Below are 11,846 nucleotides of genomic sequence, written 5' to 3'. Positions count from 1 at the left end.
GCAACCCGCCCGGGAGGTGCCCATGACCTATGTGATCGGTACGAACTGCGTCGACGTCAAAGACCGCACCTGTATCGCCGAATGCCCCGTGGACTGCATCTACGAGGGCGAGCGGATGCTCTACATCCACCCGGACGAATGCGTCGACTGCGGGGCCTGCGAGCCGGTCTGCCCGGTGGAGGCGATCTACCCCGCCGACACCCTGCCCACCGAGTGGCTCTGGCACCTCGATGCCGCCACCGCGGTGACCGCGGGCCGCGAGGACGAGCCGGACGCCGGCCCTGTGGACGACCACCCCGATGTGCTCAAGCTCCCGGCCCGCACCGGATCGGCCTGACCCATGGCCACCCCTCGATACCCAACCCCACGCCACCCCGGGGCGGTTCCCACCTCCGCTCCGGCAACTTCGCCGCCCCAACGGGCGGTTCCCCTCTCCGCCCAGGCAGCTCGCACACCTCACCGTGCACCCGCGCAACCGGCGCCCGTACACCCGAACCACCCCAACCAGAGAAGAGGCCAGACGTGACTGATTGGCGCCTTGCCGTGGACATCGGCGGCACCTTCACCGATGTTGTCCTGCTGGATGCAGACAGCGGCCGTGTCGTTGTCGAGAAGACGCTCACCACCCCCTCGGCGCCGCTCGGCGGGGTACGCACCGGAGTGCTCTCCGCGCTGGACAAGGCCGGGATCTCCCCCGGCGACATCATCCGGCCCATCGTCCACGCGACCACCCTCATCACCAACGCCCTGATCGAGGGCAAGACCGGACGCGCCGCGCTGGTCACCACCGATGGCTTCGGCGACACCCTGGAGATCCGTAGCGAGCACCGCTACGACATGTACGACCTCCAGATCGAGTTCCCGGCGCCGCCGATCCCCCGCGATCTGGTCTTTGAGATCAATGAGCGGACCACCGCCAACGGCGATGTCCGCACCCGCCCCACCGAGGCCGGCCTGGACGCGCTCGCCGAGGAACTGCGGCAGCACGATGTGGAGGCCGTGGCGGTCTGCCTGCTCAACTCCTACGCCAACGCGGAGAACGAGCGGCTCGTCACCGAGGGGCTCGCCAAGCGGCTCGGCATCCCGGTGTGCGCCTCACACGAGGTGACCCCGCAGATCCGTGAGTACCCCCGGATGATCACCACGGTCTGCAACGCGGCCACCATGCCCGTCATCGGCCCCTACCTCCAGGAGCTCCAGGAGTGGCTGACGGCCACCGGCTTCGGCGCCTCGGTGCTGATGATGCTCTCCAACGGCGGTGTGGTCTCCGCCGACGACGCCCGCAAGGTGCCGATCCGGCTGGTGGAGTCCGGTCCCGCGGCGGGTGCGCTGGCCGGGGTCTGGTACGCCCAGCGACTCGGCGAGGAGCGGCTGTTCTGCTTTGACATGGGCGGTACGACCGCGAAGTCCTGCTTGATCGAGAACTACCAGCCCGAGCTGACCAACGAGTTCGAGGTCGCCCGGGTCTACCGGTTCAAGAAGGGCTCCGGCTACCCCTGCTCCATTCCCTCGGTCGACCTGGTCGAGATCGGCGCGGGCGGCGGCAGCCTGGCCCGGGTCGATGACCTCGGTCTGCTGAAGGCAGGACCCGACTCGGCCGGTGCCGACCCCGGCCCGGTCAGCTATGCCCGTGGCGGCACCATTCCCGCCACCACCGACGCTGACCTGGTGATGGGCCTGCTGGACCCGGCGTACTTCCTCGGCGGCGAGATGCCGCTCGACCTGGACCGGGCGCGGGCGGCGTTCGCACCGCTCGGCGAGAAGCTGGGCGCCAGCACCGATGACACCGCCGTCGGCGTCTACGAGGTGATCAACCAGAACATGGCCGCGTCCGCCCGGATGCACGCCGTGGAACGCGGTATCGACCTCCGCGGTGTGGCGCTGATCGCCTTCGGCGGCGCGGGCCCCGTACACGCCTGTGGTGTGGCGACGATCCTGGAAGCCCCCCGGGTGATCTTCCCGGTGAACGCGAGTGTGCTCTCCGCGTTCGGCACCCTGGTCAGCCCGGTCCGTATCGACCTGGCCCGGTCCATGGTGCGCTCCCTGAACGACGGGGTCTCCGCCGATCGGGATCTCCTCCTTGAGGACATGCGCCAGGAAGGCCGCCGCATTCTGGCGGCGGCGGGCGCGGCGGCCGGCGATGTGCAGTACCGCTACGGCCTGGACGCCCGCTACGACGGCCAGGGCAACGAGATCACCCTCTGGGTCGGTGAGGGCGCCTCCTGGCCCGCGACCCTGGAGGAGACGCTGGAGCTCTTCCACACCGAGTACGAGAAGATCTACGGTCTGCGCATCCCCGATGTCGGGGTCGAGGTCGTGACCTGGCGGGTCGCCGCCTGGTCGGACGCGCCGGGCTTCGAGGTACCGGCCGTCGCCGCGGGCAGCGGCACCCCGGTGCCCAACCGCCACCGGGACGCCCGCTTCCACCGCGGTGCGGACGCCGTGTCCGTACCCGTCTACCGCCGTGCCGAACTCGGCGCCGGCGACCGCTTCGAAGGTCCCGCCCTCGTCGAGGAGCGGGAGACCACCTCCGTCATCCCCGACGGCTGGAGCTGCGAGGTCGCACCCGACGGCTCGATCGTCGCCACGGCAGTCACCGCCACCGCCAAGGAGGACTCCAAGTGACCCGCACCTTTGACGCGATCGAGTTGGAAGTCCTGTGGGGCTCGCTCATCGCCACCGTCAACGAGCAGGCCAAGGCGCTCCAGCGGTCGGCGTTCAGCCCGATCGTGCGCGAGGCGGGCGACCTCGCCAACGCCCTCTTCGACCAGCGCGGCCGGATGGTCGCCCAGGCCGTCACCGGAACGCCGGGACACATCAACTCCCTCGCCATCGCCTGCAAGAACATCCTCGACCGCCACCCGGTGGACTCGCTGGAGCCCGGCGACGTACTGATCACCAACGACCCGTACCAGACCGCTGGTCAGCTGCTGGACGTCACCGTGCTGGTGCCGGTGTGGCGCGGTGGCCGGGTGATCGCGTTCTTCGGCTCGACGATCCACCACACCGACGTCGGCGGCTACGGCATCGGCGCGGGCGCCCGCGATGTCTTCGAGGAGGGCCTGTGGATTCCGATCAGCAAGCTGACCACGGCCAACGGGCGCAATGAGCCGGTGTGGGACTTCATCCTCGCCAATGTGCGCCAGCCCACCCACATGGCCGGTGACCTGCACGCCCAGATGGCCTCGGGCGAGGTCGGCGCGGGTCGCCTCCAGGCCCTGATGGACTCCTACGATCTGGACGACATCGAAGACCTCGCCGACGAGGTGATCCGCCGCTCGGAGGAGGCCACCCGGCGCGCGATCCGCGAGCTGCCCGGTGGCACCTACCGCGCGTCCTCGATCCTGGACCTGGCGGACGGCTCGGAGATCACCATCAATGTGGCGGTGACCATCGACTCCGAGAAGGGCGAGATCCTCGTCGACTACGCGGGATCGTCGGGCCCGAGCCCGTTCGGCATCAATGTGGTGAAGAACTACACCCACGCGTATACGACGTTCACCCTGCGCAGCCTGCTCAATCCGGAGGTTCCCAACAACGCGGGATCGCTGGGGCCGATCCTGGTGGAGGCGCCGGAGGGCAGCATCGTCAACGCGGTGGCACCGTCGCCCTGCACCGCACGCCATGTGGTGGGCATGTTCCTCCCGATGCCGCTCCTCCAGGCGATGTCGCAGGCGCTCCCGGAGGCCGTGATGGCCGAGGGGTCGGCGGCCGTATGGACCATGCAGGTCAGCGGCCATGACGCGGAGGGCAAGCCGTTCATCACGGCGATGTTCACCTACGCGGGCGGAGTGGGCGCACGGGCCACCAAGCCCGGCCTGTCCACCACCTCGTACCCCACGGGTGTCTCCGCCGTACCGCTGGAGGTCGTGGAGGCGTCCGCGCCCATCCGGTTCCTGCGCAAGGAACTGCGTCGGGGTTCGGGCGGCAAGGGCGCGCAGGACGGCGGTATGGGGCAGACCATCGAGTTCACGGTCGATTCCCCCTCGCCCTGGGTGCTCAACGCGGTGACCAGCCGACTCGCCCGGGGACCGCTGGGAGTCTTCGGCGGCGGCGCTGGCGCGACGGGCCGCTTCCTCGTCAACGGCGAGCCGGTGCGCACCCAGGCACGGATCACGCTCCAGCCCGGCGATGTCGTACGGCTGGAACTCCCGGGCGGCGGCGGCTACGGCGAGCCGGTGGCCGCGGAGGCCGAGAAGGCCGTGCCAGTCGGAGGCTGAACAGTGCTCCGCGGTGGACAGCGACCGCCGCGAAGAGCCCCGGTGCGACCGATGAGGTCGTACCGGGGCACCCGTGGTCCTTCCACGGTGGATTCGACCCACCGCACTCGCCACAACGCTCGACCAGTATCCGTACCCCTTTGCCTCCGGAGGCCAGGACATGGCGAACCCCCTGCCCACCTTCGCGGCCCGCTGGGCCGACACCGTCGCCGCCGCCCCCGAGCGGCCGTTCCTCATCTGGGAGGCGCCCGACGGGGTGGTGACCCGGTGGACCTACGGCGCGTTCGACGAGGTGGTCGCGCGGATCGCGGGCGGGCTGCGCGAGCGCGGGGTGTCCCGGGGTTCCCGGGTAGGCATCGCCCTGCCCAACTGCCCGGCCTTTGTGGCGATCTGGCTGGCGCTGACCCGGCTCGGGGCGGCCATGGTCTGCTCGGACCCATCGGCCCGCGCCCCGGAGTTCACCGCCCAGCTACGGCGCACCCGTGCCTCCCTCGGCTTCTGCGGACCGGACCAGGCAGCCGAGTACCGGGCCGCCGCCGCTCGGACCGGTACCGAAGTGGTGGAGGTGGAGCTCACCGACACCGGTTTCACGGCTCTGCGCGGGGCGAGTGCGGTAACGGCGGTGGACGCTCAACCAGCGGATCTGGCCGGCCTGATGTTCACATCGGGCACCACGGCGGAGCCCAAGTGCGTGATGGTCACCCAGGCGAACTACGCCTTCGCGGGCGAGGTGATGGCATCGGCGGCGGCGCTGCGGGCGGCCGACCGCCAGTTCGTGGTGCTGCCCCTGTTCCACGCCAACGCGCAGTACTACTCCTTCGCCCCGGCCATCACCGCCGGGGCGAGCGTCGTCCTGATGCCCGCCTTCTCCGCGAGCGGACTGCTCACCCAGGCGGCCCGGCATGAGGTGACCCATCTCAGTCTTTTCGCCGCGCCGATCCGCATGGTTCTCGCCCGGGGCGCCACACCGGTGCCGGGGCTGCGGATCGTCCACTGCTGGTACGCGCAGAACATCACCGATGAGCAGTACGAGCGGTTCGCCGAGCTCATCGGCTGCCGCCCCCGCCAGCTCTACGGAATGACGGAGACCGTACCCGCGGTGCTCACCAACCGCGCGATCGTCCCGGAGCCCGCGTCCATGGGGCAGCCGACGCTGGGCTGCCGGGTGGAGATACGGGACCCGAAGACCGGAGCTGCCCTGGCCACCGGGGATGAAGGCGAGGTCTTCGTCGCCGGAGAGCCGGGGTCCACCCTGTTCGCCGGCTATCTCGACGCCCCGAAAGCCACGGCCGACTCCTTCCCCTTCGACGACGGTTGGTTCGCCACCGGTGACCGGGCGAGCGTCGACCCGCAGGGACGGTTCTTCTTCGCCGGCCGACGCGGCGATGTGCTGAAGGTCTCCGGCGAGAACGTGTCACTGGTCGAGATCGAGGCCGTCCTCGCGCAACACCCGGCGGTACTGGAGGCGGCCGTGGTCGGCGAACCCGATCCGGTACGCGATGAGGTTCCGGTCGCCTATGTGGTCCGGACGCCGGCAGCGCCCCCCGGGGCGCTCGACGATCTGCCGGAGTGGTGCACGGCACGGCTGGCCAAGTCCAAGCGTCCGGTGCGCTTCGAGCAGGTGGCCGAGCTACCGCGCACCTCCGTCGGGAAGATCCGCAAGTTCAAACTCTCCGAGAGGCCCGGGACATGACGACATCACCGGCCCAGCTCTTCTCCTTTCCGGTTCCGGAGCGGCTACCGGCGACGGCGGCACTCGCCGACGTACTCCAACTCCACGGCCGAAACGGCTGGCTGACCCCTCCGCTGCGCCCGTTCCAACGCGGCCCGGCCGCGCCCGCGCTGGGCGCCGCCCGCACCATCCGGATGGCACCGGGTCCTGGCAGCCATGGCCTGGGGCCCCTGCGGGCGCTACTCGGGGAGAACCTGGCCGGGCAGGTCCTGGTCATCGCGGGTGCCGACTGTGTGCCGGGCGCGGTCTGGGGCGAGATCCTGACGACGGCGGCCCTCGCCCGAGGGGCGGTGGGTGCGCTGGTGGAAGGCAGTGTCCGCGATGTGACGGCACTGGAGAATCTATCGCTCCGTATCTGGGCATCCGCTGAGGCCACGGCGGGCCCGAGCACGGAGATTCATGTCGCGGAGATCGGCGGCCAGGTGGAGATCAGCGGGGTGTCGGTGGCGGATGGTGACCCCGTGCTGCTGGATGACGGTGGAGTGGTCGTCTTGAGGCCGGAGTCGGCGGCCGGTCTGCTCGCCGACGCGGCGGATTACCACCAGGCGGAGGAACAGGTGCTGGAGGCACTGGTCTCGGGCCTGCGACTGCCGTTGGCGTACGCCCCAAAGGCCCAGGTGGTGACCCGGCTCCGCGGTCGGAAGGCATAGCCCGGCGTATCACCCTCGGTCTCGGGTCTGGACTTTGGTGAGGTCTGACGGGCGGCCAGGAGTTCATGGACCAGGGCGAGTTCCTCGGCGGTGGGCACCTTGATCAGAAATCCACCGATACCCACCGCGAGATCGATGACATCCGAGGTGTCATAGTCCGGGCGGGAGAACCTGGTGGCGCAGGCCGGCCCTCGTCGCAGGGTGAAGAGTCCGCTCCGCCATACCGGCGGGCTGGTCATCACGTTGAACCATCCCGGCCTTGGAGCGGCCCAACGCGATGACCTCGGACTCACCGGGGATGACCTCGGGGATTCAGTGTGCAACCCGTTCGGCCGTGACGCCTCTGAGCGGTCGGACCCGCGCGCTCACAAGGCGTTTCCCGCAGCAGCGGGCCCGGGCCGGGGTCAGACGTTCGGGACCTTCAAGAGATCCCATGTCTTCTTGCCTGGCGGCCACTTGGCAGCGGCTCCGGTGTAACCGCATTTTCGCTGCCACGCCTCGTACGACGCCTTGTCACCCGAGCCCAGCACATCCGGGTTGGCCGACGATTGATAGCGATTGCAGCCCACGGCGATGAGCCGCTTGCGCATGGCCGCAATGATCGGGGACTTGCGTCCCATCACAAACCAGGCCGCACCAGGGAACGGCTCATAGGCGGGCTTGGTCGGGGGCTTCTTCACCGGAGGCTTGGTCGGCGGGGCGGTCGGCTTCTCCCCCTTCAGCCGCACCTCGACCCTTTGCCGCATGGACTCCATGGTGAACCCACGGGGATCGATCTTCCCTGGCTGCCACTCCAGATGCCCCAGGACCGATCTCGCCGACCAGCCGTGCACCCGGCAGAGCGCGGCCGACGCCTTCTCGATCGCCTCCAACTGGACCGCGGGCCAGGGGTCCTTGCCATCGCCGAGGTTGATGCACTCAAACCCGTAGAAGTGCCGATTCCCGTCGGTGGTCGCCTCGTTGTCACGCGGTAGGGCCTTCTCGGCGATGACGGCCCGCAGCACATCGTCATCACCCAGTCCGGCATGGTTCGTTCGACCGTAGCCGACCAGATGCACCACGCCCTGCTTGTCGATCACCCCGTGGCAGAGCGGGCCAGGCAGCGCACTATGCCCGTCCCGACACAGGGCCACGCTGTTCGCCGTGCCCTTGGTCACGGTGTGATGGACCATCACACCGTGCACGGGCCCCCAAGGCCCCTTGTGGCTACGACTGTTACTACGCCAGTTGCCGACCTGGACAACCTTCAATCCCTCATCACGCAACGCATCGACAAACGCGGCGGCGGACATGGGTTGGGCCATGAGCGGCCTCCTTCGTGCAGACGGATCATGAAGCCAGCTCCGGCGATCCTTTCATCGAAACGATCGCGCCAACATAGGGCGATGCCAACGCATCCATCACATCCCCTAGACGGTTCTGACCTCAGGCTTATCTCTTTTCACTGGTCTCACAGGTACTCAATCACGCCATCAGTCAGCACCCCCAGACATCTACCAAAGCCACCCCCGAAGGCGGCCGGCGACTCCCTCAGCCGCGAACTGCGGCCACCGCGAGCACCGCCGTACCCCTTGGCGGCGAGGGCCATGGGCTCCTTGCTCGGGCTCGTCTGCCCCGCGCGGGAACGTCCATGGCTGCCCGCACTCGACTGGGGCTTCGAGCGCCGAGAGTAGGGCCATACCCCTGTATAGCGGAGCTTCGACCGACTTTCCTCTACTTCCCCGGGATGCTCAACGGGATGGCACGGGCCTCTCCTGGCCGCCTTGGCCCTCGCTGACTACGACCACGAATACCTCCGCACCGGGCGCGATCGGCTCACCCGACGCGCCCCCGGCACATGAGCCGCCGATCCCGCTTCGCCCTATGTGGGTGCATAGCCGGATAAATATGCGCACCACATCTGTTCTGACGGATTGTTAGCGCGTATGTTCTGATACCGATCAGGAAGGGTCGATTCCGGTCCCGGCTAGCGATATGGCCCTGACAGGTCGCCAGTACATGCCGTGTCCGCCCCGCCAGGAGGAAACCGTATGAATCTGCGCCGCAAGACAGCCGTAACCATCTCGGCACTCGCCATGACGATCGGCGGCGGCGTCCTCGCCGCCCCACCCGCCGCAGCCGACGAGCCCTGTGCGTCAGACAAGCTCTGCCTCTACCGGAGCACCCTCTACCGGACGATGGAATTCTCCACCGGCAGCGTCAGCAACTGCTGGTGGCTGTGGCAGTACAACCTGAGTGGACCCCCGTGGTCCGGCATCGTCTCCTACAGAAACAACCTGTCGGTGAAAGCTACTCTCTGGGACTACAACGGGGACGCCGATTGGCCTGCCGCACCACAGGCCACCATCAACTCGGGGGGCAACTCCAGCAACACCTCGGGCGGCAACCCTGCTTTCGCCGATTCCGCGGCGGTCTGCACCGGAAACGCCAAGCCCTGGAACATCCTGTGACCGCTGATCGCCAGCCTCAGACAGCCCGGGGCCGGGGAGAGCGCGGGCAACACACCGCGCCTGAGTCCTGAGCGGTGGCTGCCGGACACCGAAGACTGCCCCTGCCCGACCCCGTGGAGGCCGGACAGCGGGCAGTTCAGCGGAGCAGTCCGATCAGAGCGGTCACCGCGCTGAACCACAGGGCGAGCGCCCGTCGACCAGAGCGGGACGTCCAGGACGCCCGCTCACGCACGCACAGCCCCTCAAACAGCGAAGCACCCCCGTACTGGTGTAGACCAGTGGGGGCACTCCAAGGCTGGTGGGAACGATTCATCAGAAGAACGCTCCGGTGGGGCGGGTGGGACTCGAACCCACGGCCGACGGATTATGAGTCCGCTGCTCTAACCGGCTGAGCTACCGCCCCTAACGGCGCGTCGCGCACAAATGTGCGCGCCGTCTGCCGCAGCATAGCCGCTCATACGATCTCCTGCCTCGGATGGTCGGCAACGCTCGACCATGGAGACACCGCTGTCCTCTACGCGGTTCCACATGTCTGTCAGAACACACGAAAAAGGACCCCTTGGGGTCCCGTTTCGCGCTCTGCTCCCCCGGCTGGACTCGAACCAGCAACCCTCCGGTTAACAGCCGAATGCTCTGCCAATTGAGCTACAGGGGATCGCGCTCCCCCGACTGGACTCGAACCAGTAACCTGCCGGTTAACAGCCGGCTGCTCTGCCAATTGAGCTACAGGGGATTGCTGCATCTGCACCGAACGTACCTGGCCGGGGCGTCCCGGAGGGCGTGTGCTCGCTGCGACACATACATTAGCGCAAGCAGGGGGGTGCTCCGCCAATCGGTATGGCCCGGGGTGATCACGGGCGATGCCGGGTAGACGGGCAGCACCCAACGTACGCAAAGGAAGGGTGGCAGCCCATGCGGTACAAGCTCACGTTCATCGCCGGGCTCGCCGTCGGCTATGTGATCGGAACGCGGGCCGGCCGCGAGCGCTACGAACAGTTGCGGAAGAGCGTGCGGGAGTTCTCCCAGAACCCCGCCGTGCGCAACGCGGCCGAGTCGGCCGCGAGCAATGGTCGACAGGTAGCGGGCAAGGCGTTCCACGTCGTCAGCGAGAAGGTCGGCGATCGGATGCCGGAGTCCCTGGCCGAGCGGGTGCGATCCCTACGGGAACGCGGCGCGAGTGGCGAGGATGACTGGGGAACCAGCAACACCTGACGACGCCGAACGGCCGGTGGGGCAGAATCTCCCCCATGGGGATAGTCGCCGGCTTGGACAGTTCGTCTGCGCTCACACAGATCGTGGTCTGTGACACGGACACGGGTGCCGTGCTGCGGCAGGGGTATGCCGCGCACCCTGTCGACGCGAAGGCCACCGAGATAGATCCACAGGCCTGGCTGCTCTCGCTCGGCGAGGCGGCCGGCGGTGGGCTGCTCGAAGGGGTGCAGGCCATTGGGGTCTCCGCGCAGCAGCACGGACTCGTACCGCTAGATCATCAGGGCAATCTCGTGCGGCCTGCGCTCCTCGGCAATGACAAGCGAGCGCAGGTCTCCGCGGCCGATCTGATTGACGCACTGGGAGGGCGGCAGGCCTGGGCCGAGGCGGTCGGTTCCGTACCGCAGGCGACCCACCCGGTGGCGAAGCTGCGCTGGTTGGCGCGGGCGGAGCCCGAGGTGGCGCAGCGGGTGGTGAGCGTGCTCCAGCCGCATGACTGGCTGGTGTGGCAGCTGCTCGGTCGGCCCGCGCGTCGGACCACCGACCGTGGCAGCGCGTCCGGCACCGGGTACTGGTCCGCGGGTTCGGGCAGCTACCGGCCCGATCTGGTGGAGCTGGCGCTCGGGCACCGCTGTGCGCTGCCCGAGGTGCTCGGCCCCGCCGACTCCGCCGGGACCACACCCGAGGGGCTGCTGATCTCCGCGGGAACCGGCGAGACCATGGCCGCCGCCTTCGGGCTCGGGGTCGCCGTCGGGGACGCGGTCGTCTCGCTGGGGGCCTCCGGTTCGGTGATGGCCGTGCACCATGAGGCATTGGCCGATCCCAGCGGGATGATCACCTCGTATGCGGACGCCACCGGGATGCATCTGCCGGTCGTGCACACCAACAACGCCGTACGGGCGCTGCGCGGCACCGCCGAGATGCTGGGGCTCGATGATCTTGATTCCCTCTCCGACCTGGCGATGAAGTCCACCCCGGGCGCTTGCGGGCTCGTGCTGCTGCCCTACCTGGAGGGGGAGCGGACGCCTAGGCTGCCCCATACCGCGGGCACGCTCAGCGGTCTTCGTCGCGAGTCCATGAAGCCCGAGCATCTCGCTCGTGCCGCCTTCGAGGGGATGCTCTGCTCGCTGGCCGACGCGCTCGATGTGCTGCGCGGGCGCGGGGTCGAGGTACGGCGGGTGTTTCTGCTGGGCGCGACGGCCGGGTTGCCCGCTGTGCAGGCTGCGGCCCCCGCGATCTTCGGGGCTCAGGTGGTCGTACCGCAGCCCGCGGACTACGCGGCGCTCGGTGCCGCCCGGCAGGCGGCATGGGCGCTCGGGGTCTCGCAGGGAACGCTGTCGCCGACCGCGCCGCCGATCTGGCAGGACGCGGCGGTGCAGCTGCTGGACGCAGGCGATGAGCTCGCCGTGGGCCAGGCGGTGCGCCAGCAGTACGGGGCGACGCGGGATCAGCTGCACCCAGGAGCCTTCTCGGGTGGAGCCGGCTGACCAGCGACCGGTTCCTGGCCGCTGACGACCTGGTCCTGGCGGATCAAGAGGTCCACGAGGGTGCTCGGCTGCGCTGTCTGCGGCAGCCGGGCAGTTCT

The 11,846-nt window shown here is 68.9% G+C and carries 9 protein-coding genes and 3 tRNA genes; 8 read left to right on the top strand and 4 right to left on the bottom strand.

Annotation, left to right across the window (positions count from 1 at the left end):
• The first annotated feature begins 22 nt into the window (after positions 1-22).
• From fdxA to NBG84_RS09655, 5 genes are all read left to right on the top strand, one after another.
• Positions 23-337, top strand: a complete 315-nt coding sequence (gene fdxA / locus NBG84_RS41375) for a ferredoxin (RefSeq protein WP_250918910.1) — start codon at positions 23-25, stop codon at positions 335-337.
• 185 nt (positions 338-522) lie between these two features.
• On the top strand, positions 523-2,625 hold the full coding sequence (locus NBG84_RS09670; RefSeq protein ID WP_250918909.1) for a hydantoinase/oxoprolinase family protein: 2,103 nt from the start codon (positions 523-525) through the stop codon (positions 2,623-2,625).
• On the top strand, positions 2,622-4,220 hold the full coding sequence (locus NBG84_RS09665) for a hydantoinase B/oxoprolinase family protein (protein WP_250918908.1): 1,599 nt from the start codon (positions 2,622-2,624) through the stop codon (positions 4,218-4,220). Before NBG84_RS09670 ends, NBG84_RS09665 begins: the two co-directional genes overlap by 4 nt.
• 73 nt (positions 4,221-4,293) lie before the next feature.
• Positions 4,294-5,913 (top strand): class I adenylate-forming enzyme family protein, encoded by a 1,620-nt coding sequence (locus tag NBG84_RS09660; RefSeq protein ID WP_250918907.1) that lies wholly within the window; start codon positions 4,294-4,296, stop codon positions 5,911-5,913.
• Positions 5,910-6,602, top strand: coding sequence for an RraA family protein (locus NBG84_RS09655; RefSeq protein WP_250918906.1), 693 nt, complete (start codon positions 5,910-5,912; stop codon positions 6,600-6,602). Before NBG84_RS09660 ends, NBG84_RS09655 begins: the two co-directional genes overlap by 4 nt.
• A 404-nt stretch (positions 6,603-7,006) precedes the next feature.
• Here the strand turns inward: NBG84_RS09655 and NBG84_RS09650 are convergent, their stop codons facing one another.
• Positions 7,007-7,906 (bottom strand): peptidoglycan-binding protein, encoded by a 900-nt coding sequence (locus tag NBG84_RS09650; protein WP_250918905.1) that lies wholly within the window; start codon positions 7,904-7,906, stop codon positions 7,007-7,009.
• A gap of 726 nt (positions 7,907-8,632) precedes the next feature.
• On the opposite strand from NBG84_RS09650, the gene NBG84_RS09645 reads away from it, so the two are divergent.
• Positions 8,633-9,052: a peptidase inhibitor gene (locus NBG84_RS09645; protein ID WP_250918904.1), complete on the top strand. Its 420-nt coding sequence runs from the start codon at positions 8,633-8,635 to the stop codon at positions 9,050-9,052.
• A 329-nt stretch (positions 9,053-9,381) separates the two neighbouring features.
• Here NBG84_RS09645 and NBG84_RS09640 read toward each other — a convergent pair.
• The 3 genes from NBG84_RS09640 to NBG84_RS09630 all read right to left on the bottom strand — a co-directional run bounded on the left by NBG84_RS09640 (position 9,382) and on the right by NBG84_RS09630 (position 9,785).
• A tRNA-Ile gene (locus tag NBG84_RS09640) sits at positions 9,382-9,455 on the bottom strand.
• Between the two features lie 179 nt (positions 9,456-9,634).
• Positions 9,635-9,707, bottom strand: a tRNA-Asn gene (locus NBG84_RS09635).
• A gap of 5 nt (positions 9,708-9,712) precedes the next feature.
• Positions 9,713-9,785 (bottom strand) — tRNA-Asn (locus NBG84_RS09630).
• A gap of 179 nt (positions 9,786-9,964) precedes the next feature.
• On the opposite strand from NBG84_RS09630, the gene NBG84_RS09625 reads away from it, so the two are divergent.
• The gene (locus NBG84_RS09625) at positions 9,965-10,264 is read left to right on the top strand and encodes a YtxH domain-containing protein (RefSeq protein WP_250918903.1); all 300 of its coding nucleotides are present in this window, start codon (positions 9,965-9,967) and stop codon (positions 10,262-10,264) included.
• Positions 10,265-10,299: 35 nt separating this feature from the next.
• Positions 10,300-11,748: an FGGY family carbohydrate kinase gene (locus NBG84_RS09620; protein WP_250918902.1), complete on the top strand. Its 1,449-nt coding sequence runs from the start codon at positions 10,300-10,302 to the stop codon at positions 11,746-11,748.
• Positions 11,749-11,846: the final 98 nt, after the last annotated feature.

Source organism: Streptomyces albipurpureus (assembly GCF_023701525.1).
In the GTDB taxonomy this organism is placed as follows: domain Bacteria; phylum Actinomycetota; class Actinomycetes; order Streptomycetales; family Streptomycetaceae; genus Streptomyces; species Streptomyces albipurpureus.
This window is presented reverse-complemented; position numbering and strand designations above follow the sequence as displayed.